Raw genomic sequence first — 26,514 nt, 5'->3', positions numbered from 1 at the left:
CTGGGGCGTTCCGAGGTGTTGCGCATGAGGCGCGGACTACGCTGGACCGGTGAGCACGCAAAGGGTTTTCGTCGCCCGCTTGGCGGGCTGCACGGTGTTCGACCCGGCGGGCGACCGTCTGGGCAAGGTGCGCGACGTCGTGGTGATCTACCGCGCGTCGGCCGCACCGCGCGTCGTGGGCCTCGTCGTCGAGATCCCCGGGCGCCGACATGTGTTCGTGTCCATCGGACGCGTCACCTCGATACAGGCCGGTCAGGTCATCACGACCGGCCTCATCAACGTGCGTCGCTTCCAGCAGCGCGGCGGCGAGGTGCGCGTCATGGCCGAGATGCTCGGCCGGCGCGTCAGCCTCGTCGACGGCTCGGGCGGCGCCGTGATCGAAGACGTCGCGATCGAGCGCAACCGCCTCGGCGAGTGGGACGTGGGGCAGCTGTTCCTGCGCCGCCCGCGCACGAGCGCGTCGCCCTTCGCGAAGGGGGCGACCACCTTCGCCGCGTGGGGCGAGGTGCGCGAGAACCAGACCCCCGGCGAGGCGCAGTCCGCCGAGCAGCTGGTCGCCACCTACTCAGAGCTCAAGCCCGCCGACCTCGCCAACACGCTCCTCGACCTGCCGGAGGAGCGCCTCATCGAAGTCGCCGAGGAGCTCAGCGACGACCGCCTCGCCGACGCCCTCGAAGAGATGCCCGAAGACGAGCAGGTGCACATCCTCGAGCAGCTCGGCGACGAGCGTGCCGCCGACATCCTGGATGCCATGGAGCCCGACGATGCGGCCGACCTCCTCGGTCAGCTCCCCGAGTCGCGCTCGGAGCAACTGCTCGACCTCATGGAACCGGAGGAGGCGGACGACGTCCGCGCCCTGCTGCAGTACGGCCCCGACACTGCCGGTGGTCTCATGACCCCCGAGCCCATCGTGCTGTCGGCGGATGCCACCGTGGCCGAGGCCCTGGCCCTCATCCGCCGTCACGAGCTGCACCCCGCCCTCGCGGCATCCGTCTTCATCACCCTCCCGCCCTACGAGACGCCCACGGGGCGTCTGCTGGGCACGGTGCACTTCCAGCGGATGCTGCGCTACCCGCCGCACGAGCGCCTCGGCGCGATCATCGACGACACGCTCGAGCCGGTCCCCTCCGACGCGACGGCGGCCGAGGTCGCACGCCTGCTCGCGAGCTACAACCTCGTCTCGCTCCCCGTCGTCGACCAGGCGCATCGCCTGGTGGGCTGCGTCAGCGTCGACGACGTGCTCGACTACCTGCTGCCCGACGACTGGCGCACGCACGACAGCGACGATCCGAAACCCCCGACCTCGGTCAGGCCCCTGCAGACGCAGAGCATCCCCACCCAGATCCCGCAGACCCCGAGGAGGCGCTGATGGCACGCAACAACAAGACGCCCGCCCTCGATGCGCCCCGCGGGCGCACCGGCGTGCTCGCCCCCCGCACCCCGCAGCCCTCCCGGGACCGCTTCGGTCGGTTCACCGAGTGGGTCGCCCGGGCCATGGGCACGCCCACGTTCCTTCTCTCGCTGACGATGTTCTGCGTTCTGTGGATGGGGTGGAACTCCATCGCCCCCGACGACTGGCGTTTCGACTCGGCCGCGATCGGGTTCACCGCGCTGACGCTGGTGCTGTCGCTGCAGGCGTCCTACGCCGCTCCGCTCATCCTGCTGGCCCAGAACCGTCAGGACGACCGCGACCGCGTGCAGATCGAGCAGGACCGCCAGCGCGCCGAGCGCAACCTCGCCGACACCGAGTACCTCGCACGCGAGATCGTCGCGCTGCGCATGGCGGTGAGGGACCTGACCGACGAGGTCATCACCAAGGACACGCTGCGCACCGAGCTGAAGGCCCTCCTGGAGCGCCTCGACGAGCAGCCCGACACGGGAGCGCGCCCGGCCTCGCCGCGGGCGACCCCGTGACGGCCGAGCTGACCGCCCGGGTCCGCGACGCGGTGGCGGGCGTCACCGACCCGGAGCTGCGACGCCCCCTCGGCGAGCTCGACATGCTCCGCGACATCGCGGTGCGCGACGGTGTCGCCGAGGTCGGTATCGCCCTGACGATCGTGGGGTGCCCCGCCGCCGATCGCATCGAACGCGACGTCCGGGATGCCGCGGCCTCGGTCGCCGGGGTCGACGCGGTCGACGTGCGCGTCGGCGTCATGTCGCCCGACGAGCGCAAAGCGCTGACCGAGAAGCTGCGCGGTGGCCGCGCGAAGCGCGAGATGCCCTTCGGACCCGACTCCCTCACGCGCGTCATCGCCGTGACCAGCGGCAAGGGCGGCGTCGGGAAGTCGACGATTACCGCGAACCTCGCCGTCGCGCTCGCGGCGCGCGGCCTGCGGGTGGGTCTCATCGACGCCGACGTGCACGGGTTCTCGATCCCGGGTCTTCTCGGCCTCGTCGACACCGACGGCCTGCCGCCGGCACCGACCCGCCTCGACGACCTCATCCTGCCTCCCGTGGCGTACGGGGTGAAGGTCATCTCGATCGGCATGTTCCTCCGCCGCCCCGGAGAGGATGCCGCGGGCGCGGTCGCGTGGCGCGGTCCGATGCTGCACCGGACGGTGCAGCAGTTCCTCACCGACGTCTTCTTCGGCGACCTCGACGTGCTGCTGCTCGACATGCCGCCGGGGACGGGCGACGTGGCGATCTCGGTGGGGCAGCTGCTCCCCCACGCCGATGTGCTCGTGGTGACGACACCGCAGGCCGCCGCCGCCGAGGTGGCCGTTCGATCGGGGCTCGTGGCACGGCAGACCGGGCAGCGCCCGATCGGTGTGATCGAGAACATGGCCGCCATGACCCTCCCCGACGGAACCGTTCTGGATTTGTTCGGCGCGGGTGGCGGCGACGAGGTCGCCCGCGCGCTCTCGGACGACGAGTCGTCGGTGCCGTTGCTGGCATCCGTCCCCCTCAGCCCGGCCCTGCGTTCGGGCGGCGACGACGGTCGACCCGTGGTGCTCTCGCAGCCCGACGACCCCGCCGCGCAGGCGATCGACGCCGCCGCCGCCGCGCTCGCCATCCGCCCCCGCGGCCTGGCGGGCAGGCCCCTGCGCCTGAACGTCTGACGGCTCTGCTCGGCGCGGTCGGGTGTCCGAATCTGTCGAAGCCACCGCCTCCACGCGCCCACGCCAGGTGGCTGAGCCCGTCGAAGCCACCGCCCCACAGCGGCACCGGTCCCTTCGACACGCTCCGGGACCTCCCTCACGAGCCCCGGCTCAGGTCGCTTCGTCGTCGAAGGGCGGGCGCTCGCCGGGCGCGAACGGCGGCACCGTCGGCTTCGGCTTCGCCGCGAGCGCGGCGGCGCCTGCCGCCCGCATGGTCGCCGTGGGAGTGTCGTCGAGCAGCGCCTCGCGGATGATGCGCCGCGGGTCGTACTGACGCGGGTCGAGCTTCTTCCAGTCGACGTCGTCGAACTCGGGGCCCATCTCGTCGCGCATGCGCGTCCGGGCCCCCTGCAGCGTCTCTTTGGCGCGCTTGGTGAACTTGGCGAGCGTCTCCGCGTAGCGCGGGAGCCGCTCGGGGCCCACGAGGACGGCGGCGATCACGCCGATCAGCAGCAGCTTCTCGATCGTGAGGCCGAAGAACATGGCACCAGATTACCGGCCGCGCCTGGGGGGTGCGCACCCTTCGTCCGTCTAGCCTGAGTCGAGGAGGTCCACGTGAGCGGTCAACAGGCGAACGAACGGTTCGTGCAGGAGTCGACGGTCGAGCCCGAGCACATCGCTCGCGCCCGGGCGCACGCGCTCGAACTGGGCGCTGCGCCCGTGAGCCCCGCCGTCGGCGCACAGGCGGCCGTGATCTCGGCGGCGTCGCGCGCCCTGAACATCGTCGAGGTCGGAACCGGCGGCGGTGTCTCCGGACTCTGGCTGCTGCACGGCTCCCCGCGCGCGACGATCACGACCATCGACAGCGAGCCCGAGCACCTCGGCGCCGCCCGTCAGGCCTTCCTCGACGCGCGCGTGCCCGCAGCTCGCGCCCGCTTCATCACGGGCCGCGCCTCCGACGTCCTCCCGCGCATGAACGAGGCGTCGTACGACATCGTCTTCATCGACGCCGACCCCGAGGGCGTCATCGAATACGTGGAGTACGGTCTCCGCCTGGTGCGCGCCGGCGGAACGGTGCTCATCCCGCGCGTGCTCGCGGGTGGCGCGGTGGCCGATCCCGTTCGCCGTGACGCCGTGACCACGGCCTACCGCTCCCTGATCCAGGAGGTCCAGGCCTCCCCCGCCGTCATCGGCGCCCTCTCCACGACCGGCGAGGGCCTGCTGCAGCTCACGACGCGCCCGACCGACGCCTGAGGCCCGGCCGACACGACGTCGCCCCGCCGACATGACGAAGGCCGGCCCCCGTGGGGACCGGCCTTCGTGCGGAGATGTTCGTCAGGCGGCGCCGACGACACCGCCGAGCACGTCGTAGAGTTCCTTCGCCTCGGCGTCGTTCACCGAGACGACGAGACGCCCGCCGCCCTCGAGCGGCACGCGCACGATGATCAACCGGCCCTCCTTCACGGCCTCCATCGGTCCGTCGCCGGTACGCGGCTTCATGGCTGCCATCGCGGCCCCCTTTTCCTCGTTGGTCTGTGAAGTAGTTTACTGTGTCGGCGCGCGCGCTCGACGTATCGCCGTCCCCGCCCGTCATCTGCGCCGGCGCAGAACCGCGTTCAGGGGATCTGCCAGAAGGCGTTCCCCAGCGCGTACATGTTGTAGATCCACCACCACTGACCGAGCAGGGCCACGGCGAGCACGCCGAGGCGCCAGGCGCGAGAGCGCGGGATCGCGAGTGCCCCCCATAGCGGCGACACCGGGACCAGGAGGCGGAAGATGCTCGACTGCGGGAAGAACACCAGCAGCAGGTAGATCAGATAGCTCGCCGACCAGAGGCGCACCTCGATCCCGAGCGCACGCACCTGCGGCAGCACCACGAGCGCGACGGTGATGCCGCCGACGAGCAGCACGAGGGCGATCACGCCCGCGAGCGGCCCGAGCCACCACTGGGTGAACCAGAACCGGGCCCCCTGCACCCACCCCTCCACCGGGACGAAGGTGCCGCCGGCATCCGCGATCCAGTTGCGGCGCCAGGCCAGCTCGGTCGCGAGGTAGGCGCTCGGTTGCCCGGTCACCACCGCCGCGATCGCCTGCCAGGCGAACCCCACCACGCTCGACAGCACGCCCAGCGCGACGACGTGCACGATCTCCAACACCGGAAGCGACTCGGCGCGGCGACGCAGGAAGCGATGGATGCCGTAGAGCCCGAGGAAGAGCGCGAAGGCCAGCGCACCGGGGCGCGTGAAGCCCATGACGGGCACGAGCACGTAGAGCCACTCCCACCGTCGCCGCTGGACGCACCACAGCGCCAGGAAGAGGAGGAAGAGGAAGAGCGCCTCCGCGTAGCCGACCTGGAACAGAGCGGCGAGCGGGCCGCTCGCGAAGAACACGACGGCCCACATCGCCGCGGATCCGCCGATCCGTTCGCGCAGAAGCGCATACAGCATGACGCTCGCGCCGTAGCCCGCCGCCAGCGAGATCGCGACGGCTCCCGCGCCCCACGAACCGAGGAGCAACCCCAGGCCGGCGGAGAGGAAAGCGTACAGCGGCATGAACGCCCAGGCGTTCTCCGCCACGTTGCCCGTCGTGGTGATCGGCAGATGCTCGGGATACCCTGACACCGCCGCGAACCAGTACCACTGCGCATCCCACCCGAGGGCCAGGTCACCGAGCGACGGGGAGACGCCGTACCGCGAGCCCGGGCCCGACAAGGCCGATGCGAGGAGGAAGAAGCCGGTGGTCACCAGCCGCGCCGCGACGTAGATCAGCGCGATACGTGCGGCGACGGGCAGACGCTCCCATGCGCGCACGGGAGCGGAGATCGTGGCCGCGGCGGTCACGACCCGCTCAGCCAGGCACGCAGACCCCGCTCGACGGCATCGATCTGCGCGACCGGCACGCGCTCCTCGTCGTGGTGCGCGAGGTGCGGGTCGCCGGGGCCGTAGTTGACGGCCGGGATGCCGAGGGCCGAGAACCGCGCCACGTCGGTCCAGCCGTACTTGGGCTTCGGCGTGGCACCCACGGCTTCCACGAACTCCTTCGCGAGTTCCGCGTCGAGACCGGGTCGCGCCCCCTCGGCGATGTCGACGATCTCGACCTCGAAGCCGGTGAAGACATCGTGGACGACGCGAGACGCGGCGGCCGCGTCGCGGCTGGGAGCGAAGCGGTAGTTGACCTCGACCTCGCAGGCGTCGGGGATGACGTTGCCCGCGACGCCTCCCGTGATGCGGACCGCATTCAGCCCCTCGCGGTAGACGAGACCCTCGACCTCGATCTCGCGGGCGCGGTACTCGGCGAGCCGGGCGAGGATGGGCGCCGCCTTGTGTATGGCGTTCTCGCCGATCCACGACCGGGCGCTGTGGGCCCGCACACCGTCGGTACGGACGAGCGCGCGCAGCGTGCCGTTGCATCCGCCCTCGACCTCGCCGTTGCTGGGCTCGCCGAGGATCGCGAAGTCGCCCGCGAAGAGGTCGGGACGGTTGCGGGACAGGCGGCCGAGGCCGTTGAGCGAGGAGTCGACCTCTTCGTGGTCGTACCACATCCAGGTGATGTCGACCCCGGGCTCGGTGAGTTCGGCCGCCAGCTTCAGCTGCACCGCGACCCCGGCCTTCATGTCCACCGTGCCGCGTCCCCAGAGGTAGGCCTCGCCCTCGATCTCGCGGTCTTCGACGGGCAGGTTGCGGTTGATGGGAACGGTGTCGATGTGCCCGGCGATGACCACCCGGCGCTCACGACCCAGGGTGGTACGGGCGACGATCGTGTCGCCGTCACGGACGACGTCGAGGTGGTCGTGGGCGGAGACCGCAGCCTCGATCGCATCGGCCAGCGTGGTCTCGTCGCCCGACTCGCTGTGGATGTCGCAGATGGCCCGCGTGAGGGCGACGGAGGAGGAGGTCAGATCGAGCGCGGCCATGCCCCGATCATTTCACACGCGGTCCCGCCGGTAGCCTGGGCCTGTGAGCAACGAACGACGCATCAGCGCTGCCGGCCTCTCGACACGGACCACCGACGGGACGGTGCTCGACGCCTGGTTCCCGAACCCCGTCCTCGGCGACTCCGACGACCTGGATGCCGCCGTCGCGGCGTTCGAGCCCTCGGCCGGGGCGGACGAGCGACGCGATGTCGTCGTCGAGGCGATCGCCCTCACCATCGACGTCGATGCGGCCCCCGCCTCGACGGCTGACGCGTACCTCCGTCTGCACGCGCTGTCGCACCTGCTCGTGCGCCCCAACGAAATCAACCTCGACGGTATCTTCGGGCACCTCCCCAACGTCGCGTGGACCACCGCCGGCCCGATGCATCCCGAGACCGCGGCGCGCGCCCTCCCGCAGCTCAAGCGGCACGGCATCCAGCTCCAGGGGCTCGACAAGTTCCCGCGCCTCACCGACTACGTCCTGCCCGCGGGCGTCCGCATCGCCGACGCCTCGCGCGTGCGGCTCGGTGCGCACCTCTCCCCCGGCACGACCGTCATGCACGAGGGCTTCGTCAACTTCAACGCCGGCACGCTCGGCTCGTCGATGATCGAAGGCCGCGTCTCGCAGGGCGTCGTGATCGGCGACGGCACCGACATCGGCGGCGGCGCCTCGATCATGGGCACCCTGTCGGGCGGAGGAACGCACCGCGTCTCGATCGGGGCGCGCACGCTCCTCGGCGCGAACGCGGGCATCGGCATCTCGCTCGGCGACGACTGCGTCGTCGAGGCCGGCCTCTACGTCACGGCCGGAACGAAGGTGCGCGTCGGCGACGAGACGGTCAAGGCCGGCGAGCTGTCGGGCCGCGACGGCATCCTGTTCCGCCGCAACTCCCTCACCGGCGCCGTCGAGGCGTCGGCCCGCGCCGGTGTCGGTGTCACCCTGAACGAGGCGCTGCACGCCTGACCCGGGCCGGGCAGCCGGAGCCGCACCGCTCGCGCAGCCCTGCCCCGCCCCATTCCAAAGGGGGCGGGGCAGGGCGCGGTGATGCCGGTCAGCGCAGGTGCTGCTCGTCGAGTTCGAGCGGGTCGGCGGCATCCGTGCCGTTCTCCTCGATGGTGCGTGGCGGCCAGGTGCGGAACACGAGCACGGCACCCACGCCCGCGATCAGAACCGTCACCAAGGGGGCGAGCGATGTCAGGACGCCCGCGTTCACCTCGGTCAGGGTGATTCCCACCGCGGCTGCCACGATCCACACGATCGCGCCGGGGGTGACGGTCGACAGTCGGTCCCGGCGTACCTCGGGCAGCGATCGCGACCTGCGCCTTGCCCGACACATAAACGCTACTCATCGGCAGAAACACCCCGTCCCCGCGTTTCTGCGCACGGATGCCGTTCATGCCCGCTGTCGCGGCCCCTGCGCCGCCGAAAGCCCGGCCCCGCACAGCAGAACGCCCGCCCCTCGCGAGAGGGACGGGGCGTTCCGCATGCCGGAACGCCCGCCCCTCGAGAGAGGGACGGGGCGTTCCGCATGCCGGTCAGACGCCGGGGTAGTTCCGCTCCGCGGCACCCGTGTACAGCTGCTGCGGGCGGCCGATCTTCGTCTGCGGGTCGGTGATGGCCTCGCGCCACTGCGCGAGCCAGCCGGGCAGGCGCCCGATGGCGAACAGCACGGTGAACATGCGGGTCGGGAAGCCCATCGCCTTGTAGATCACGCCGGTGTAGAAATCGACGTTCGGGTAGAGGCGACGCTCCTTGAAGTAGTCGTCCTGCAGCGCGATCTGCTCGAGCTCCTTCGCGAGGTCAAGGAGCGGGTCGCTGACGCCCAGGGCCTCGAGGACCTCGTCGGCGGCTTCCTTGACGAGCTTGGCGCGCGGGTCGTAGTTCTTGTAGACCCGGTGGCCGAAGCCCATGAGCTTGACGCCCTCTTCCTTGTTCTTCACCCGCTCGACGAAGCGCTCGACGCTCTCTCCGGAATCGCGGATGCGGCCGAGCATCTGCAGCACGGCCTCGTTCGCGCCGCCGTGCAGCGGGCCGGAGAGGGCCTGGATGCCGGCGGAGATCGACGCGAACTGGTTCGCCCCGGTCGAGCCGACAAGACGCACCGTCGAGGTCGAGGCGTTCTGCTCGTGGTCGGCGTGCAGCATGAGAAGAAGGTCGAGCGCCTTCGTCATGACGGGGTTGACCTGGTAGATCTCGCTCAGCACGCCGAAGTTGAGCTTGAGGAAGTTGTCGACGAAGCCGAGCGAGTTGTCGGGGTACAGGAACGCCTGGCCGATGCTCTTCTTGTGCGCGTAGGCCGCGATCACGGGGAGCTTGGCGAGCATGCGCACGGTGTTGAGCTCGACGTGCTCGGGGTTGTGCGGGTCGGACTCGGCCTCGTAGTAGGTCGAGAGCGCGGCGGTCGCGGCCGACAGCACCGACATGGGGTGCGCGGTCGGCGGCAGCGCCGAGAAGAAGCGCTTGAGGTCTTCGTGCAGGAGCGTGTGACGGCGGATGCGCTCGTCGAACGACGCCAGCTCGGATGCCGAGGGCAGCTCGCCGTAGATCAACAGCCAGGCGACCTCGAGGTAGGTGCTGTTCTTCGCCAGCTGCTCGATGGGGTACCCGCGGTAGCGCAGGATCCCCTGGTCGCCGTCGATGAAGGTGATGTCCGACTTCGTCGACGCGGTGTTGACGAAGCCGTAGTCGAGGGTGGTGTGCCCCGTCTGCTTCGTCAGCGACGCGATGTCGATGCTCGGGACGCCGTCGGTGCCTCGCAGGACCGGGAATTCGGCGGTGGAGCCCCCTACCGTCAGAGTGGCCTTGTCCTGCTGCGTGCCCGCGTCGCTCACCGCGCCTCCTTGCGATTTCTGGTCGCCCATGTGGTCGATCGCGGGAGCGGCGGCACCCGCGGTCTTCTCGACCGGTGGATGCCACGGGTATGGCCTCCGGGTCGGCACGCGCACGGAAGGTACCCGGACACAGTGCTTTTACAGCCTAGTAGGCACGCCGACGTACAGATGACACCACCAAAGGATCCCCCCATCGAATGGAGGGATCCTCCTGATCAGCGCACCGGATGCCGTCCACCACGACGCTGCAGCCCGGGCGGGTCGGCCGGCAGCGCTCGTGGACGAGTCACCGCCCCCGCAGCTCGCCGGCTCCCGGCTCGCTCAGCCTGCCAGGCGCTCCGCCGCCGCGGCGATCCGCTCGTCCGTCGCCGTCAACGAGAACCGCACGTGGTTCGGGAAGTGCGTGCCGTAGAAATGCCCCGGTCCCACGAGGATGCCGAGGTCGGCCAGACGCCCGACGCTCTCCCACGCGTCGCGACCCTCGGTCGCCCAGAGGTACAACCCGCCCTCGCTGTGGTCGATCATGAACCCGGCCGCCTCGACGGCGGGCTTGAGCACTGCCCGACGTCGGGCGTAGCGCTCGCGCTGCTCCTCGACGTGGGCGTCGTCGCCCAGGGCGACGGTCATCGCGCGCTGCACGGGCGCGGGGGGCATGAGGCCCAGGTGCTTGCGGCCGGTCAGCAGGCGCGTGACGAGCGCGGGGTCGCCGGCGAGGAACGCCGCGCGGTACCCCGCGAGGTTCGACTGCTTGCTGAGCGAGTACACCGACAGCACCCCGGTGAGGTCATCGCCCACGACGGCGGGGTCGAGCACGCTGGGCACGCGCTGCGCGTCCCACGGCGCCTCCCAGCCCAGCTCGGCGTAGCACTCGTCGGAGGCGAGGACGGCTCCGAGTTCGCGCGCCCGAAGCACGGCATCCCGGAGCTCGGCGACGGAGAGCACGCGCCCGTCGGGGTTTCCCGGTGAGTTGATCCAGACGAGCCGCGTGTTCTCCGGCCATTCCTGCGGATCGTCGGATGCCACGGCCTCGGCGCCGACGAGACGGGCGCCGACCTCGTACGTGGGGTAGGCGGCGCGCGGGTGCACGACCGCATCGCCCGGACCGAGGTCGAGCAGCAGCGGCAGCAGGGCCACGAGTTCCTTTGACCCCACGGTCGGGAGCACGTGCGTGGCATTCAGTGCGGGAACCCCGCGCCGGCGGTGATACCACTCCGCGATGGCCTCGCGCAGCGCGGGCGTCCCCGCGGTCTGCGGGTAGGCGTGCGCGTCGGTCGCATCGGCGAGGGCATCGGCGATGACGGTGGGCGTCGGATCGACGGGTGAACCGATCGACAGGTCGACGATCCCGTCAGGATGCCGTCGCGCACGCTCCGCGTAGGGGGCGACCGCGTCCCAGGGGTAGTCGGCGAGGTCGGCGACGCCCACGGCTCAGTGACTCTGCGGGGGCAGCGACGACACGACCGGGTGATCCTTGGCGATCACGCCGACCTTGGCCGCGCCACCGGGAGATCCGATGTCGTCGAAGAACTCGACGTTGGCCTTGTAGTAGTCGGACCACTCCTCGGGCAGGTCGTCTTCGTAGTAGATCGCCTCGACGGGGCAGACCGGCTCGCACGCACCGCAGTCGACGCATTCGTCGGGGTGGATGTAGAGCGACCGCTCGCCTTCGTAGATGCAGTCGACCGGACACTCGTCGATGCAGGCGCGGTCTTTCACATCGACACACGGGAGGGCGATCACGTAAGTCACGCGCCCAGTCTAATCGCGCTGCGGCGCACGGCCCTTCCGCCGAGCCGCGGACCTATGATCCGCTGGTACGAGCCGGGGCCGGGAGCCGGGAGAAGTCGGGCCACAACGCCACGAGCACCATGAGCGCGGGACCCACGACCGTCCACACGAGTGGGATCCACTCGGTCCCCGCGGTCGGGGCGGCCACGATCGCCGATCCGCCGGGGCCGACCTGCGAGAACACGTAGGTCGCGAGTGTGATGCCGAGCCCACCGGCCAGGGCGTTCACGCGGTCTCCCGTGAGGGTGCGCAGCGCGATGAGCAGGGCGGCGCTGCCGACCGTCGCCAGCAGCAGGCCCACGGGGACCGGACCGAGGAGGAACGCCTGCGTCACCGTGCCGGCCGCGCCGTAGACGGCACCGATCGCCGCCGCGACGATCCAGCCGACGACGCGGAGAATGCCGTACTTCACGAGTCCGATCCTACGGTCGCCGCCGATGGCACGGCTGTGAGCACGGTCGCCCCCTGCCGCCACGGAGCACGATGACGGAGAGCCCGCGTCGACCTGCTGGGCAGAATGACCCGCGCCGAACGCCCTGTCGTCGTCGATGCAAACGACGTGCTGCGGGTGAAACCGCCGGGGCCGCCTCGGCACTCGTGGGTGAATCCGCCTCGGGGGAGGACGCGTCGATGTCGCGAAAACGTCGCCGATACATGCTCACCCCGCCCCTTCCGGTCTCCCGACCCCGTCCGGGAACCCTCGGTCGAGCGGCACGCTGATGCCATCACTGTCGCCATGACCTAAGGACCCTGATGAGTTCTCTCTCGCCCACGCCGCCTTCTCCCTCACCCGACGCGCCCACGCACGCCGCGCGGAGCGTCTCGCGCCGCACGCTCATCGCGGGAAGCGCCTGGGCCGTTCCCGCCATCGTCACGGCGACCGCGGTCCCCGCGGCCGCGGCGGCGTCGGATGGCGCGCCAATCGACAGTCTCAACATGAACGTCGGCCGCCTCGAAGCCGGCGGGTCTGCGCCGGTTAAGGTGCTCGTGCGGGACGCGAACTACTCCCCGAAGGTCGGGGTCCTCGTAACGTTCTCGTCGTCGGCGAACGTGACCATCTCCCCGACATCGACCCTCACCGACAGCGATGGATTCGCACGGGCGACCGTGACATCGACGTCGGTGTGGGAGCGGCCCGGCTCCAGCACCTCGGAAACCGCACAAGTGACGGACAAGGGCAACACCCGCACCATCGGGGTCGGTGCGGTGATCGGCGGAGCGAACGCCTACGGCGTGGGAGACAACGCGAAGAGTCACCTCGGCACTGGGTCGACCGATGCGTACGGGGCGACTGCCGCTCAGCTTGCGCGGAAGTTCTACTCCACCCTCGAATCCGTCGTCTCGGGAGCCGACTTCACGCTCGCCTGGAGCGCCGAGGGCAACGTCATCTCGGTCATCGGCGCCAACGACCGGGGGCAGCTCGGTCTCGGCGACACGCGGGACCGATCGGAGTGGGAACAGGTCGGCGGCAACTGGGACGACGACCCGTCGCAGCGACCGTGGTGGGGAAAGTCGGACGATACCGCCGTGGTGCAGATCGCCGCGGGGCGCCAGTCGGCGTACGTGCTGCTGGCGAACGGAGACGTGTACGCCTGGGGGGCGAACGAAGCCGGCCAGCTCAACGTCGCCGACACGACCGACAAGCTCGAGCCGGCGCTCGTCGAGAGGAACGCGGCGGCGATCGCGGCGGGAGATGATTTCCTGATCACGCTCGATCGCGGAGGGAAGATCACGACGGCCGGCAGCAACGACCACGGCCAGCGCGGCGACATCAGCCTCCGCGACCACTCGGGCATCGTGCAGGTCGCGGCAGGGGACAAGACCGGGTACGCCCTCACCGACGACGGCAAAGTGCTCGTCTGGGGAAGCAACGACAAGGGCCAGCGGGGAAACGGGTACGGAGGCGACCCCGACGATATGACGAGCTGGTCGACGGGGGCGGGACTCGCGGACATCAGCGGGGTGATTCGCATCACCGCCGGGCACCAGAGCATCTACGCCCTGCGGTCCGACGGCACCGTCTGGGCGTGGGGTCGCAACAACGTGGGGCAGCTGGGCGAGGGAACGACGACCAACCGGAGCACGCCCGTGCAGGTCACCGGCCTGCAGAACGTGGTCGAGATCGCCGCGAACGGGGAGAGCGCGCGAGCCCTGCTGTCGAATGGCGAGATCCGCTCCTGGGGAGGCAACGGCGCGGGCATCCTCGGAGACGGGTCGACGGCCAACCGCTCGACCCCCGTCACGACGGCGGGCACGCAAAACGTCGCACGACTCGGGGCCTCGTCGAGCACAGGCACCGCGTCGTACCTGCTCACCGAGGACCGCCGCGTGCAGTTCGACTTCACGGACCCGCAGTACCTGGCGGCAGGCGAGGAGACGTGGCTGAACGCGAAGGTGGCGTCCCCCACGGGTGCCCCGGTTTCCGCGATGGGTATCGCCTTCACCACGTCGGGATTCGCCCTTCACGGCGTGAACACGTCCAACGAGTCCGCCTTCGCGCGTGTCGAGGTCGAAGACGTCTGGACCACCCCCGGAACGGTGGTGCGTGCGGACGCGAAATCAGGCTTCGCCCGCGCGAGCCGACTCCTGAACGTGCGCGGCAGCAACGCCTACGCCGTGGGCGCCAACTATCGCGGCCAGTTCGGCAGTGGGCAGGAGGGGAACTGGCCGTCGACACCCGCGCAACTTCCCCGAGTATTTCCGATGCCCATCGTTCAGATCGCCGCCGGCACAGACTTCACCCTCGTCCTTCTCAGCGACGGCACCGTGTGGTCGGCCGGCGCCAACGACGCCGGGCAACTCGCGGACGGCACGGGGCAGCACACGGCGAGGACCACGTGGGCCCGGGTGCCCGGTCTCGAGGGCATCGCGCAGATCGCGGCCGGACAGAACTGGGCCCTGGCCCTCGATGTCAACGGGTGCGTATTCACGTGGGGTCGGAACGACTACGGCCAGATTGGGTCGGATCAAGTGTCGAACACCTCCGCCGTCGACACTCCGACGCTCATCTATGGGCTCGACTATGTCGACCAGATCGCCGCCGGACGCTCCACCGCCTACGTGCGCATCGGTGGAACAGCCTACGCATGGGGCCGTAATGACCGACGGCAGATGGGGGCGGGGTGGAGCGATGACTACCGGTCGACACCGCGGCAGGTCCAGAACCTGACGAACATCGCCCAGCTGACGGCCGCCGGCTGGTCTGCCCACGTGATCCTCGACAACGGGGAGGTATGGGGCTGGGGTGACAACTCCTACGGGCAGCTCGGGGTCGACAGCTCTGTCACTCCTGACGGCTTCTTCGGAGAGCCGTTGAAAGTCAAGGGACTGACGGAAAAAGCGGCGCAGGTCGCCTGCGCTGAATCCACGGTCTTCATCCGGACCGCCGCCGGTGGCGTGCTCTCGATCGGTGACAACATCTTTGGTCTGCTGGGCGCCGGCATCGCGCACACTGACCTCAGCAGTTCTTCCGTGCCCCACCAGGTCGTCGGCCTGGCCGACGTCGTCGACATCGCGGGATCAGTCAGGAGCGGGCACGCGCTGACGAAGACGGGAACGGTCATGTCGTGGGGCGCGAACGGCGACGGCCAACTCGGCGACGGAACGCACGACGACGCGGCGACCCCGGTGAAGATGGTCTCGATCGACGGCGTGAAACGGATCTCGGCGAGTCACGCGTCGTGGACGGTCTACCCGATCCGCTCCGCGTGAAACGAGGGCACAGGCATTTCCCGCACACGACCGTTCCGGAAGTGACCGTGCGACGCGCCGCTTCAGCCGCCCGGTCCGCCCACGCGCCCAGCGCATCAGACTCGTCCGGAACGAGCGTGTAGCGCTGATACCGGGTCGCGCTGACGAGACGGGCTCCCGCTGGTTCGCGCAGTCGGGAGCCCGTTTTCCACCTGAGGGGCGGATATCGCGACAATGCGGCATCCGCCCCTCGTCCGACTCCTCCTCGCTGCTCGTGACGTGGGCTGGTGTCCGCCCGCCCGACGAGGTCGCGGCGAGGCGTGCGCGCCATGATCGCTGCCATGACGAACGACCGATCCGAGCGTGCACTTTCACGACGCCCAGCCCCACAATCGCAGTAACGCCGCCGTCACGCCCGCGCCCGCGACCACGACAAGGAACGGGGCACGCGCCCAGAGCAGCAGCGCCGCGACGCCGACGGCCGGCAGGCGCGCGTCGACTACGACCGCCTGACCCGCACCGAGCGTCTGCACGACGACCAAGGCCGCCAGGAGCGCAACGGTCAGCGAGTCGGCGACGCGCGCGGGGCGCGGCGCATCCAGCCAGTGCGCGGGCAGCAGATATCCCGTCGCCTTCAGTGCGAGGCAGATCACCGATGCCGCGAGAACGGCCGTCCACAGAGTCATGGCATCCGCCCCTCGTCGGGTGTCGCACGGGGCAACCGGTCGAGCAGCCCCACCGCGACGGCCACCCCTGCGGCGGCGATGACCGGAATACCGGGCATGAGTGCGGGGGTGAGCAGGGCCGCGACGACGGCGGCGCCGGCCGCGACCGCGAGAGGCTGTCGACCCCTCAGCCGCGGCCACAGCAGCGCGAGGAAGGCCGCCGCTGCGGCCGCATCCAGACCGTACGCGCGCGGGTCGCCGAGGACGTCGCCGAGGAGAGCACCGAGCAGCGTCGAAAGGTTCCAGCCGAGCCAGATCGCCACCCCGGTGACCCAGAACCCGACTCGACGCGCGCGCGGCTCGGTCTGCGCCAGGCCGACGGCGACGGACTCGTCAATCGTGAAGTGCGTCGCGCCGGCCTTGCGCCAGAAGCCTCCCGCCACCACCGGGGCCATCCGCATCGCGTAGGCCGCGTTTCGCGCACCCAGCAGCACCGCCGAGGCGATGGCCGCGGGAGCCGCGGCGACTCCTCCGGCGGCGATCACCCCGACGAAGGCGAACTGCGACCCACCCGTGAACATCAGCAGGCTCAGCACGCAGGTCTGCCAGACATCGAGACCGGATGCCACCGACAAAGCGCCGAACGAGATGCCGTACGCGCTGGTGGCGAGAGCCACGGCGAGACCTTGGCGGGCCGCGACACCCTCGGGTGTTCGGGAGAGCGAACGCATAGTCATCATCGTGAACGACATTCGCGTCGTTCGTCAAGTCGAACGTTCGCCGAGCATAATGAACGTATGACCGAGCTTGGCGACCGCATCGCGACGACGCTCCGGCGCGAGCGCGAGAGACGCGACCTCAGCGTCTCGGAACTCGGCCGGCGCGCCGGCGTCGCGAAGGCCACGATCTCCCAGCTCGAGAACGGCGGCGGCAACCCCAGCGTCGAGACGCTCTGGGCGCTGGCGAGCGCGCTCGACGTCCCCTTCGCCGTCTTCGTCGACGAGGGCATCCGCTCCCCCACCCTCATCCGCGCCGGAGAAGCAGCCACGGCGGTGCCGTCCTCGGCATCCGACTATTTGGCCGTTCTGCTGTCGGCGAGCCCTCCGCACGCCCGCCGTGACATCTACCTCCTGAGTGCCGAGCCGGGCTCGCCGCGCGTGTCCGACCCGCACCCCCGCGGCACCGTCGAGCATCTGGTGATGGTGAGCGGTCGCGGGCGGGTCGGTCCCGCCGACGCCCCCTTCGAGCTCTCCCCCGGTGATTACCTCTCGTACGCCGGTGATGCCGCGCATGTCTTCGAGGCCCTCACCCCCGGTATGAGCGCGGTGTGCGTGGTCGAGTCGCACTGACTCGCTGGCCGGTGACTCCCGCTCGACCCTGCCGGACGGGCTTCACCGACGGCATTCGGATGGACGGGCTCGCTCGATGACAAGGGTCGGTGCGCGGCGTAGTGTGCGGGTCATGTCCCGCGTCTTCGACATGACCATCTCGTCGGTCTATCCGCTGTACGACGCGAAAGTCGAGCGCAAGGGGCGCACGAAGGACGAACTGGATGCCGTCATCCGCTGGCTGACCGGGTTCGACGACGCCGCCCTCGCGCGGCACATCGAGGGGACGACGACCTTCCGCGCGTTCTTCGACGAGGCGACGCTCAACCCGCACGCGAATCAGGTCACGGGAGTGATCTGCGGCATCCGGGTCGAAGAGATCGAGGATCCGCTGATGCACCGCATCCGCGTGCTCGACAAGCTCGTCGACGAACTCGCGAAGGGACGGCCGCTCGCGAAGGTCCTTCGGGGCGGAGAGGGCGTCTCGTCACCCGCGGGGTGAGCCCCTATCCGGGGAGAGAGCCCGCCACCAGCCGTCCGCGCGCCACGACGGCGACGACCGACTCGGCGCGGAGCGCCCCCGCGTCTTCCCAGGGACGCCCGCGGACCACCACGAGGTCGGCGGCGAAGCCGTCGGCGATGCGGCCGAGGTCGTGGCCACGGCCGATCGCGGCGGCCGCGCGCGACGTCGCCGACTGCAGCGCGCGAGCGGCATCCCAGTCGAAGACCCGCGCCATCGCGCGCAGCTCCTCCCATTGGTCGTCGAAGCCCACGTGGAAACCGTTCGCGTCGGTGCCGAGGACGAACTCCACCCCGGCCGCCGCGGCGGCGCGGAAGACGGGGTCGCGCCCCGAGACGAGCTCCTGCGCGATCTCGCGCTGACCGGGGGCCACCGGCACCGATCCATCGGCGATGCGGTCGTTGATGAGCAGGGTCGGTGCGACCGTCGTGCCGCCGGCGACCATCTGCGCCGCCAGGGCGGCGGTGAGCTTCGTCGCGTGCTCGACCGAGTCCACGCCGTGGGCGAGGGCGCGGCGGATGCCGTCCTCGGTATGGGCGTGCGCGGCGACGCGCATCCCCAGCGCGTGCGCCTCGTCGACGATCGCCGCGATCTCGGCATCCGTGTAGTTGCGCCACGACGCCTTGTCGCCGACGGAGAGCACCCCACCGCTGACGGGGACCTTGATGCCGTCGGCGCCCGAGCGCGCCCAGCGGCGCACGAGAGCCCGACAGGCGTCGGGGCCGTCGGCCACCGGCTTGCGGTCGACCACCGCGGGCGGGGTGAAGAGGTCGCCGTGGCCTCCGGTCATGTTGACCAGGCCGTGCGCGAGCACGCGAGGACCCTCGATCACGCCCGCCTCGAGGGCGCGGGAGAGCGAGAACTGGATGTCGTCCGCCGCCAAGTCGCGCACCGTCGTCACGCCCACGGCGAGCGCGCGCCGGGCGTGGGCGAGGCCGTGGAGCACCTGCTCCTCGGGGCGCGTCGTCAGCGGCCACGACAGGAAGTCGGCCGGGGTGTCGGAGGCGTTGCCGATGAGGTGGACGTGCGTGTCGATCAGACCGGGGATCACCGTCAGGTCCGCGTCGCCGGCGGACGCGGTGATGTCGACGGACGAGATCCGGCCCGCGCTCCAGCCCACCGCTCCGACGCCGCGATGCGCGTTCCCGTCCCAGATGTGGACACCGGACAGTTCATTGACGCTCACGCGATCACCTCGAGGAGTTCTGACGGGGGAAGAATCTGCCGAGGGCACGCGGCGGACGCATCCGCGTCCCGGCCACCACGAGCACCGCGAGGGTGACGAGGTACGGGGCGGCCGTCGCGAGCGCGCTCGGGAGGGGCAGGACGAGGGCGGCGACCAGCAGGACCGCCCCGAGGATGAGGGACGGAACGGCCGCGCGGACCCCGAGGCGGCGGCGCAGACGCACCGCGCCGAGAAGAACGAACACGGCGCCCAGGACGAACAGCATGCCGCGGAAGGTCTCCGGACGGCCGAGACCGACGGCGTCGCTGAAGCCGAACAGGGCCGATCCCGCGAAGACACCTCCCGGCATCCAGTTTCCGAAGATGAGGGTCGCGAGGCCGATGAAGCCGCGACCGGCGACCTGGTTCTCGACATAGCCCTGTGAGATGAGCACGAGGTAGCCGCCGGCGAAGCCGGCCATGCCGCTGCCCACGAGCACGGCCAGGTAGCGCGTGCGGTGCACGTGTCCGCCCAGCGCCTGCAGCGCGGCCGGCTCCTCCCCCGACGCGCGCATGCGCAGACCGAAGCGCGTGCGCCACAGCACGAACGCGGTCAGCGGGATGAGGGCGAGGCCGATGATCGCGGCCAGGGACACATCCCGGGTGAGACCGCCGACGATGCCCGCGAGGGGCGAGAGGACCGGGATGCCGGTGGCCTCGAGGTCGCGCAGAGGATCGGGGGTGCCGAAGCCGCCGGAGAGGAACGGCAGACTCACGCGCGGGACGTTGCCCTCGATGCGCGGCGAGCGCGCGACGCTGCCGCCGTCGAGTCCGCTGAAGACGATGTCGGAGAGGAAGCGGGCGAGGGCCGCGGCGAGCACGTTGATCGCGACACCGACGACGAGCTGGTTCAGGCCGAGCTCCAGGCACAGCACCGCCATCAGCAGCCCGAAGACGAGCCCGCCGACGACACCGCCGATCAGGGCGACCCACGGGCCGCCGAACCAGCCGAAGAGGCCGGCTCCCCACGTTCCGCCGATCATCATGCCCTCGAGGCCGACGTTGATGACGCCCGCGCGCTCGGAGTACAACGCGCCGACGGCCACGACGGCGATGGGGACGGTCAGGCGCAGGGCGGAGCCCCACGTCGATGAGGACGACAGGCCGGGTGCATCGCACACCCATTGCGCGATGAGAAGGAGCCCGAAGCCCAGGAGCACCCAGGAGAGGACGCTGCGCGCACGTCGGCGCGCCGAGGAGGGGGCGCGGGACGCCGCGGGGGCGGTGGTCACTGCGGTCATCTCGTCGACGCCTCCTTCGCACGACCGACGCGGGTGCGCCGGATCGCCGCCATGAGCGCCAGACGACGCTCGCCGTTCTCCACGACCCAGTAGCCGAGGGCCGAGCTCAGCAGCACGACCGCGAGGAAGAGCGTGCCGACCTCGGTGGGGAGCTTGACGATGCCGAGCACCTGGGCACTGCGCTCCACGAACGCCAGGACCAGGGCACCCAGCGCCGTGCCGATCGGGTGCGAGCGGCCGAGCAGGGCGGCGGCGAGCCCCGTGAACATCAGGTCGGTCGGAAGGGTGCCATCCAGCCGGTGCGCGGTTCCGAGCACGTGCGGCAGGCCCACGAGTCCCGCGATGGCGCCCGAGGCGAGAAGCGAGGTGACGATGCGGCGCCGGACCGAGATGCCGGCGGACTCCGCGGCATCCGGAGACAGATTCGCCACCGTCACGGTGTAGCCCCACACGGTGCGCTCGTGCAGGAGGAAGAACCCGATGCCGAGCAGCACGGCGAGCGGGAGGAAACCCGAGATCTGCACGCGTCCGCCGAGGTCGATGAGCGCGGGCATCGAGCCGTTCCCGCCGATCGGCGCCGAGCCGGTGTTCTGGCCCCCGCCGGAGCGGAACACGTCGGCCAGCAGCACGGCGACGACCGTGGTGGCGATCGCGTTCATGAGGATCGAGGTGATGACCTCGTTCACCCCGCGGTACACCTTCAGCAGGGCGGGCACGAGAGCCCACGCGGCCCCGGCCGCGGCACTCGCGAGCAGCGTCAGCGGGAGGGTGATCCACAGCGGGAACGGCAGCGAGGCGGCGACGACGGCGCCCACGAGCGCCGCGACGCGGTACTGCCCGTCGACACCGATGTTGAACAGCCCCATGCGCAGCGAGAAGGCCGCCGCGATCCCGGCGAAGTACAGCGGGATGGCGTTGTTGACGGTGGATGCCAGGGACTCCGGCGTCGTGCCGTAGGTCCACATCACCTCGAAGGCGGATGCCGCGGAGTATCCGGACACGGTGAGGAACAGGGCCGTGACGACCAGCGCGAGCACGATCGCGATGACCGGGCCGGCGACGGTGCGGAGGATGCGGGCGATCATGCGGCCTCCTCCCCGCCGCGCGCGCCGGTCATGTACTCGCCGACGGTGCCCGCGTCGACGCCGCGGGCGTCGAGCTCGGCCACGATGCGTCCGCGGTGCAGCACCAGGATGCGGTCGGACAGCGCGAGGATCTCGTCGAGGTCGGCCGAGACGAGGAGGGTCGCGAGGCCGCGGTCGCGGGCGGCGGTGAGCTCGCTCCAGATCGCGGCCTGCGCGCCGATGTCGACGCCACGCGTGGGATGGGCGGCCAGGAGCAGGCGCGGGGAGCGCAGGAGCTCGCGGCCCACGATGAACTTCTGCTGGTTTCCACCCGACAGGGTCGCCGCTCTCGTGGCGGGCCCCCCGCCGCGCACATCGAAGGCCGCGATGATCTCGGCCGCCGCCTTCGCGGCGGCGGCACGGGAGAACCAGGGCCCGCGCCGCACGGGGGCGAGCTGCTGGTAGCCGAGCACGGCGTTGTCGCGGAGGGGCAGTGGCAGCACGATCCCGTCGCGGTGGCGGTCCTCCGAGATGTAGCCCATGCCGCGGGCCCGCCGCTGAACGGTCGTCGCCGCGCTGACGTCGTCGCCGTCGAGGAGCACCGTGCCCGTGGCATCCGCTCGTCCGATGAGGGCGGCGAGCAGTTCGGACTGCCCGTTGCCCTCGACCCCGGCCACGCCGACGATCTCGCCCGCGTGCACGCGGAAGGCGACGTCGGAGAGCAGCGGGACGGCTTCGGTTCCCGCGACCGTCAGCCCGCGCGTCTCGAGGACCACCCGGTCCGAGACGGGCGACTCGCGCGGGGTCACGACGGGCATCTCGGATGCCACCATCAGCCGCGCCAGCTGGGGCGCAGTCGTCTCGGCGGGCACGGCGGTGCCGACCACCCGACCCGCGCGGATCACCGTGATGTCGTCGGCGAAGGAGAGCACCTCGTCGAGCTTGTGGGAGATGAAGATGACCGCCGCGCCGGCGCGCGTGAAGTCGCGCATCGCGGCGAAGAGGGCCTCGGCCTCGGCGGGGACGAGCACCGCGGTCGGCTCGTCGAGGATGATGATGCGCGCGTCGCGGTACAAGACCTTGAGGATCTCGACGCGCTGCCGCGTACCGACGCCGAGATCCTCGGTCTCGGCGTCGACGGGGACCGGGAAGCCGGTGCGCTCCGCGAGCTCGCCCACCTCACGGCGTGCGCGCGCTGCGTCGATCAGCACCGGCGGACCGGGTTCGTCGGCGAGGACGACGTTCTCCCACACCCGCAGGGCGGGAGCGAGCAGGAAGTGCTGGTGCACGATGCCGATGCCGGCCGCCTGCGCGTCGCGCGGCGAGCGGAAGGTCACGGGAGCGCCGTCGATCTCGATCGTCCCCTCGTCGGGGCTCTCCTCGCCGGAGAGGATCTTCATGAGCGTCGACTTGCCCGCGCCGTTCTCACCCACCACCGCGTGCACGCTTCCCGCGCGGACCGTGAGGTCGATCCGGTCGTTCGCGGTGAACGTCCCGAAGCGCTTCACGATGCCGCTCAGGCGCACCAGCACCTCCTGCTCGTCGGTCATCACAGGGCCGTCGGAACCGTGATCTTGCCGTCGACGATGTCCTTCTCGATCGCGGCGAGCTGGTCGGCGTACGCGTCGAGGAAGCCACCCGAGGTCGAGTATCCGACACCGTCGTTCGACAGGTCGTAGCGCACCTCGCCGGGCTGGAGCGAGCCGTCCAGGAACTCCGAGATCGAGGTCTTCACCGCGACGTCGACGTTCTTGATCGCCGAGGTCAGGATGAACGGCTTGATGGTGTCGGAGACCGTCTGGTAGACGTCGGCGTCGACACCGATGGCCCAGTTCTTCTTGGCATCCGTCGAGCTGGCGGCCGCTTCTTCGTAGACGCCCTGACCGGATCCACCGGCGGCCGCGTAGACGACGTCGGCGCCGCCGGCGTACATGGACGCCGCGGCCTCCTTGCCCTTCGTCGGGTCGGAGAAGCCGGTGAAGTCGCCGAGGGGCGCGAGGTAGGTCTTGTCGACGACGATCGACGGGTCGACCGACTTCGCTCCGGCCTCGAAGCCGGTGAAGAAGTTCTGGATGCTGGGCTGGTCCACTCCGCCGACGAAGCCGACGTGCTTCGAGGTCGAGGCCAGGGCCGCCGCGACCCCGACGAGGTAGGACGACTGCTCGGCCGCGAAGGAGATCGTGGTGACGTCGTCGATGACCGTGCCGGTGTCGGCGTCGACCTGCACGAAGGCGGTGTCGGGGTGGGCGGTCTCGGACATGGGCTGCTGCCACTGGAAGCCGATGCCGATCGCGAGGGACGCGTTCTGCGACAGGGCGAGGTCGACGCGGTCCTGGTAGTCGTCGGTGTTGGGGCTGGAGAGCTCCAGCGGCGCGAACGAGTCCTCCTGCTGGGCCTCGGTGAACCCCTTGTAGGCGCTGTCCATGAAGGAGAAGTCACCGGTGGTGCCGTACAGCAGCGCGATCGTCGGTCCGTCGGACGCGGCCGAGGCCGACCCGGTGTCGGCGGTCTTGCCGCCGCAGCCGGTGAGCGCCAGAGCGGCGACGGTGAGGACGCCGCCCATCGTGAGCAGGGATCGGGTCAGGGGGCGTGACATGGGGACTCCTTCGGTTCGGGTGGGGCGCAGGTCATGTAATCGATTGCACACTGGTCGGACGAATGAGGGGGATGCGACCGAGAGTCACCTTACTCATACCCGTCATTGCTACCGATTTCAGTCGTGTTGCGGTTCGATTTCGTCACACGTGGGTTGGTAATCGATTGCGTACGCTGAGCGAGTGACCGATTCCGCGCCCTCCGACGAGCTCGCCACCCTCGCCGATGTGGCCTCCGAGGCAGGGGTCTCGACGGCGACCGTGTCGCGCGCGCTCTCGGGATCCCGACCCGTCTCCCCCGACACCCTCAAGCGCGTCCGCGCCGCCGCCGCGCGTCTCGGGTATCGCCACAACGCCGTCGCCAGCGCGCTCCGCTCGAACCGCACCCAGAGCGTGGGGATCGTCCTCCCCCGCTACGCCACGGTCTTCCTGTCCGCCCTCATCGAATCGGTGACCGAGAGTCTCGACGCCCAGGGCATCGGGGCCCTGCTCCGGTACGTCGCGCCCGACGGCGCCGACCACGACGAGCGCGTCGCCGACCTGCTCGACCGCCGGGTCGACGGGCTCATCGTCTGTCCTCCCACCATCGAAGCCTCGGGCCACGCCCAGCGCCTCTCGCACGGTCTGCCCATCGTGCAGGTGGGGCGCTTCCTCGATCCCGACACCCCCAGCGCGGTGAGCCTCGACGAGACGAGTTCGGCCGGTCTCCTCGCGCACCACCTCGCCCGCACCGGCACCCGCAAGATCATCACGGTCGGCCTCGATCCCGACGCGCCCGCTGACGCGACGCGCATCCGCTCGGTCGGGGACGCGTGCGCCGCGCGGGGCATCGCGCCCGGCGCCGTGGTGTACCGCGGCAGCGATCTGCTCGCCGGAGTGACCGCGGCGGAGAAGTTGTGGGATGCCGTCACCCCGGGCGAGACGCTCGTGTGCGCCAACGACGACGTGGCCACCGGTGTACTCACCGTCCTGCGGGCGCGCGGAGTCCGCGTCCCGGACGACGTGCAGATCGCCAGCCTGCTGCAGCTGTATCCCGACGCCCAGGGCACGCCCCTCACCTCGCTCCGGCACCCCTGGCGTCAGATGGGCGCGGAGGCCGTCGAGATGCTCGAGCACGCGCAGCGCTCGCGCGTCGCCGCGCGGCGACGCACCGCCCTGAGCGCCGACCTCGTCGTGGGCGCGAGCACCCGGACCCCTCAGGAGGAGTCATGACCGCACCCGTGGACCTCGTCATCCGTCACGCCCGCGTCGCCGCCGAGACGCACCGCCCCGCTCCGGGGTACCCCGACCTGCCGCGCGCGGACACCGCCTCGAGGGGCGGTGTCCGCGATCTGCCCGGTCACAGCATCGGTGTGAGCGCGGGACGCATCGCCTGGATCCTCCCCGACGACGAGGTCGACCTCGCGGCACTGACCGACGCGGAGATCATCGACGCAAGCGGCCTCGTCGCCCTCCCCGGTCTGGTGAACAGTCACACCCACACGCCGATGGTCATGTTCCGCGGCGCGGCCTCCGACGTCCCCACCGCCGAGTGGTTCAACGACCACGTGTGGCCCATGGAGGTCAACCTCACCGACCGCGACATCCGCCTCGGCGCGCGCATCGCGATCGGCGAGCTGCTCCTCGGCGGCGTCACCACCTTCGCCGACCATTACTTCGGCATGTCGACCATCGCCGAAGAGGTCGAGGGCTCCGGCATCCGGGCTCTGCTGGCCGACACCTTCTTCTCGTCCGAGGGCGCGGCCGGTCGCGAGCGCAGCGCGGCGTTCGCGCGCGACGCCGCGGGCTCGGCGAACGGACGCATCACCACGGCCCTCGGCCCGCACGCGCCCTACACCGTCGACGACGACGACCTGCGGGCGACGGCCCGGGATGCCGAGCGCCTGGGCGTGCGCATCCACATCCATGCCGCCGAGAACCTCACGCAGACCGCGTCCAGCCGCTCGCGCGACGGCCGCACCCCGATCGGCATCCTGCATGAGACCGGCGTGCTCGAAGCCGGCGCGCTCATCGCCCACGGCGCGGGCATCGTCGCCGAGGACGCGGAGCTGCTCACCGCCTACGCCGACCGCGTGGGTGTCGCGTCGTGCACGAAGACGTATCTGCTCCACGCGCAGGAGGGCACTACTCCCCTGCGTCTCCTTCACGACGCCGGCATCAGCGTCGGCATCGGCAGCGACGGAGCCGCGGGCAGCATGACCCTCGACGTGTGGGAGAACATGCGCCTTCTCGGCATGATCGAGAAGTACGCGTCGGGGGATGCCACCTGGGCGACCTCTGCGCACCTGCTCGACCTCGCGACACGTCAGAACGCCGAGGTGCTCGGCCTCGCCGGCGAGATCGGCGCGCTACGGCCGGGGCTCCGCGCCGACATCGTGCTCGTGGACTTCCGCACCCCGCACCTGCAACCCGTGCACGACCTCGCGCACTCGCTCGCCCTCAGCGCGCACCAGGGAGACGTGACGACCGTGATCGTCGACGGCCGGGTCGTCGTCCGGGACCGTCGGCTGCTGACGATCGATCTGGAGGAGGCTGTCGCGGAGCTCTCGGAGCGTCTTCCGGCGCTGACCGACCGCTCGCACGGACGGCGCGTCCAGGACTACGCGCCCTGAGCCCG

The 26,514-nt window shown here is 70.8% G+C and carries 26 protein-coding genes; 10 read left to right on the top strand and 16 right to left on the bottom strand.

The genetic code is table 11. From position 1 onward, the window contains the following. Positions 1-49: 49 nt before the first annotated feature. From RWH45_RS13320 to RWH45_RS13310, 3 genes are read left to right on the top strand one after another with little or no spacing between them, the layout of a single operon-like run. Positions 50-1,369 (top strand): magnesium transporter MgtE N-terminal domain-containing protein, encoded by a 1,320-nt coding sequence (locus tag RWH45_RS13320; protein WP_315995382.1) that lies wholly within the window; start codon positions 50-52, stop codon positions 1,367-1,369. Then, entirely contained in the window at positions 1,369-1,914 is a 546-nt protein-coding gene (locus RWH45_RS13315) for a DUF1003 domain-containing protein (protein ID WP_315995381.1), read from the top strand. Before RWH45_RS13320 ends, RWH45_RS13315 begins: the two co-directional genes overlap by 1 nt. Then, complete coding sequence (locus RWH45_RS13310; RefSeq protein ID WP_315995380.1) at positions 1,911-3,059, top strand: Mrp/NBP35 family ATP-binding protein; 1,149 nt, start codon at positions 1,911-1,913, stop codon at positions 3,057-3,059. The genes RWH45_RS13315 and RWH45_RS13310 overlap by 4 nt, the downstream gene beginning before the upstream one ends. A 150-nt stretch (positions 3,060-3,209) precedes the next feature. Here the strand turns inward: RWH45_RS13310 and RWH45_RS13305 are convergent, their stop codons facing one another. Further along, a complete protein-coding gene (locus RWH45_RS13305) occupies positions 3,210-3,581 on the bottom strand; it encodes a twin-arginine translocase TatA/TatE family subunit (protein WP_315995379.1) in 372 nt (123 codons plus the stop codon). Between the two features lie 72 nt (positions 3,582-3,653). Between RWH45_RS13305 and RWH45_RS13300 the strand changes: the two genes are divergently transcribed. Next, positions 3,654-4,292, top strand: coding sequence for an O-methyltransferase (locus RWH45_RS13300; protein ID WP_315995378.1), 639 nt, complete (start codon positions 3,654-3,656; stop codon positions 4,290-4,292). Positions 4,293-4,373: 81 nt separating this feature from the next. Here the strand turns inward: RWH45_RS13300 and RWH45_RS13295 are convergent, their stop codons facing one another. From RWH45_RS13295 to dapE, 3 genes are all read right to left on the bottom strand, one after another. Then, complete coding sequence (locus tag RWH45_RS13295; RefSeq protein WP_076490128.1) at positions 4,374-4,547, bottom strand: DUF3117 domain-containing protein; 174 nt, start codon at positions 4,545-4,547, stop codon at positions 4,374-4,376. Positions 4,548-4,654: 107 nt separating this feature from the next. Beyond that, positions 4,655-5,878, bottom strand: coding sequence for a hypothetical protein (locus RWH45_RS13290; RefSeq protein ID WP_315995377.1), 1,224 nt, complete (start codon positions 5,876-5,878; stop codon positions 4,655-4,657). Next, the gene (gene dapE, locus RWH45_RS13285) at positions 5,875-6,951 is read right to left on the bottom strand and encodes a succinyl-diaminopimelate desuccinylase (protein ID WP_315995376.1); all 1,077 of its coding nucleotides are present in this window, start codon (positions 6,949-6,951) and stop codon (positions 5,875-5,877) included. Before dapE ends, RWH45_RS13290 begins: the two co-directional genes overlap by 4 nt. 43 nt (positions 6,952-6,994) lie before the next feature. Between dapE and dapD the strand changes: the two genes are divergently transcribed. Beyond that, entirely contained in the window at positions 6,995-7,915 is a 921-nt protein-coding gene (dapD, locus tag RWH45_RS13280) for a 2,3,4,5-tetrahydropyridine-2,6-dicarboxylate N-succinyltransferase (RefSeq protein WP_315995375.1), read from the top strand. 88 nt (positions 7,916-8,003) lie between these two features. Here dapD and RWH45_RS13275 read toward each other — a convergent pair whose 3' ends face one another. The 5 genes from RWH45_RS13275 to RWH45_RS13255 all read right to left on the bottom strand — a co-directional run bounded on the left by RWH45_RS13275 (position 8,004) and on the right by RWH45_RS13255 (position 11,983). Then, positions 8,004-8,198 carry a hypothetical protein gene (locus RWH45_RS13275; protein WP_315995374.1) on the bottom strand — a complete coding sequence of 65 codons (195 nt, stop codon included), beginning with the start codon at positions 8,196-8,198 and terminating at the stop codon, positions 8,004-8,006. 289 nt (positions 8,199-8,487) lie between these two features. Next, a complete protein-coding gene (locus RWH45_RS13270; RefSeq protein ID WP_315995373.1) occupies positions 8,488-9,783 on the bottom strand; it encodes a citrate synthase in 1,296 nt (431 codons plus the stop codon). Positions 9,784-10,104: 321 nt separating this feature from the next. Next, positions 10,105-11,208, bottom strand: coding sequence for a succinyldiaminopimelate transaminase (gene dapC / locus RWH45_RS13265; protein WP_315995372.1), 1,104 nt, complete (start codon positions 11,206-11,208; stop codon positions 10,105-10,107). Between the two features lie 3 nt (positions 11,209-11,211). Continuing rightward, positions 11,212-11,532 carry a ferredoxin gene (gene fdxA, locus RWH45_RS13260; RefSeq protein ID WP_076676249.1) on the bottom strand — a complete coding sequence of 107 codons (321 nt, stop codon included), beginning with the start codon at positions 11,530-11,532 and terminating at the stop codon, positions 11,212-11,214. Between the two features lie 52 nt (positions 11,533-11,584). Next, the gene (locus RWH45_RS13255) at positions 11,585-11,983 is read right to left on the bottom strand and encodes a DUF6113 family protein (RefSeq protein ID WP_315995371.1); all 399 of its coding nucleotides are present in this window, start codon (positions 11,981-11,983) and stop codon (positions 11,585-11,587) included. A gap of 341 nt (positions 11,984-12,324) precedes the next feature. Here RWH45_RS13255 and RWH45_RS13250 point away from each other — a divergent pair, with 341 nt between their 5' ends. After that, positions 12,325-15,282: an RCC1 domain-containing protein gene (locus tag RWH45_RS13250; protein ID WP_315995370.1), complete on the top strand. Its 2,958-nt coding sequence runs from the start codon at positions 12,325-12,327 to the stop codon at positions 15,280-15,282. 350 nt (positions 15,283-15,632) lie between these two features. On the opposite strand, the gene RWH45_RS13245 is transcribed toward RWH45_RS13250, so the two are convergent. Then, positions 15,633-15,947: an AzlD domain-containing protein gene (locus RWH45_RS13245; protein WP_315995369.1), complete on the bottom strand. Its 315-nt coding sequence runs from the start codon at positions 15,945-15,947 to the stop codon at positions 15,633-15,635. After that, complete coding sequence (locus RWH45_RS13240; protein WP_315995368.1) at positions 15,944-16,657, bottom strand: AzlC family ABC transporter permease; 714 nt, start codon at positions 16,655-16,657, stop codon at positions 15,944-15,946. Before RWH45_RS13240 ends, RWH45_RS13245 begins: the two co-directional genes overlap by 4 nt. 66 nt (positions 16,658-16,723) lie before the next feature. Here RWH45_RS13240 and RWH45_RS13235 point away from each other — a divergent pair, with 66 nt between their 5' ends. Next, positions 16,724-17,275, top strand: a complete 552-nt coding sequence (locus RWH45_RS13235; RefSeq protein WP_315995367.1) for a helix-turn-helix domain-containing protein — start codon at positions 16,724-16,726, stop codon at positions 17,273-17,275. Positions 17,276-17,387: 112 nt separating this feature from the next. Beyond that, positions 17,388-17,756, top strand: a complete 369-nt coding sequence (locus tag RWH45_RS13230) for a DUF2200 domain-containing protein (protein WP_315995366.1) — start codon at positions 17,388-17,390, stop codon at positions 17,754-17,756. A 4-nt stretch (positions 17,757-17,760) separates the two neighbouring features. On the opposite strand, the gene RWH45_RS13225 is transcribed toward RWH45_RS13230, so the two are convergent. From RWH45_RS13225 to RWH45_RS13205, 5 genes are read right to left on the bottom strand one after another with little or no spacing between them, the layout of a single operon-like run. After that, the gene (locus RWH45_RS13225; protein WP_315995365.1) at positions 17,761-18,960 is read right to left on the bottom strand and encodes a metal-dependent hydrolase family protein; all 1,200 of its coding nucleotides are present in this window, start codon (positions 18,958-18,960) and stop codon (positions 17,761-17,763) included. Positions 18,961-18,964: 4 nt separating this feature from the next. After that, positions 18,965-20,239, bottom strand: coding sequence for an ABC transporter permease (locus tag RWH45_RS13220; protein ID WP_315995364.1), 1,275 nt, complete (start codon positions 20,237-20,239; stop codon positions 18,965-18,967). Next, complete coding sequence (locus RWH45_RS13215) at positions 20,236-21,324, bottom strand: ABC transporter permease (protein WP_315995363.1); 1,089 nt, start codon at positions 21,322-21,324, stop codon at positions 20,236-20,238. The genes RWH45_RS13220 and RWH45_RS13215 overlap by 4 nt, the downstream gene beginning before the upstream one ends. Beyond that, positions 21,321-22,853, bottom strand: a complete 1,533-nt coding sequence (locus RWH45_RS13210) for an ABC transporter ATP-binding protein (RefSeq protein WP_315995362.1) — start codon at positions 22,851-22,853, stop codon at positions 21,321-21,323. Before RWH45_RS13210 ends, RWH45_RS13215 begins: the two co-directional genes overlap by 4 nt. Beyond that, on the bottom strand, positions 22,853-23,899 hold the full coding sequence (locus tag RWH45_RS13205) for a BMP family lipoprotein (protein ID WP_315995361.1): 1,047 nt from the start codon (positions 23,897-23,899) through the stop codon (positions 22,853-22,855). The genes RWH45_RS13210 and RWH45_RS13205 overlap by 1 nt, the downstream gene beginning before the upstream one ends. Positions 23,900-24,080: 181 nt before the next feature. On the opposite strand from RWH45_RS13205, the gene RWH45_RS13200 reads away from it, so the two are divergent. Together RWH45_RS13200 and RWH45_RS13195 are read left to right on the top strand one after the other, a co-directional pair. Further along, on the top strand, positions 24,081-25,109 hold the full coding sequence (locus tag RWH45_RS13200; protein WP_315995360.1) for a LacI family DNA-binding transcriptional regulator: 1,029 nt from the start codon (positions 24,081-24,083) through the stop codon (positions 25,107-25,109). Next, complete coding sequence (locus RWH45_RS13195) at positions 25,106-26,509, top strand: amidohydrolase (protein ID WP_315995359.1); 1,404 nt, start codon at positions 25,106-25,108, stop codon at positions 26,507-26,509. Before RWH45_RS13200 ends, RWH45_RS13195 begins: the two co-directional genes overlap by 4 nt. Positions 26,510-26,514: the final 5 nt, after the last annotated feature.

The sequence above is a fragment of the Microbacterium galbum genome, from assembly GCF_032464915.1.
Classification (GTDB): Bacteria; Actinomycetota; Actinomycetes; order Actinomycetales; family Microbacteriaceae; genus Microbacterium; species Microbacterium galbum.
Note: the sequence above shows the minus strand (reverse complement) of the source record. Positions and strands in the feature narration are given on the sequence as shown.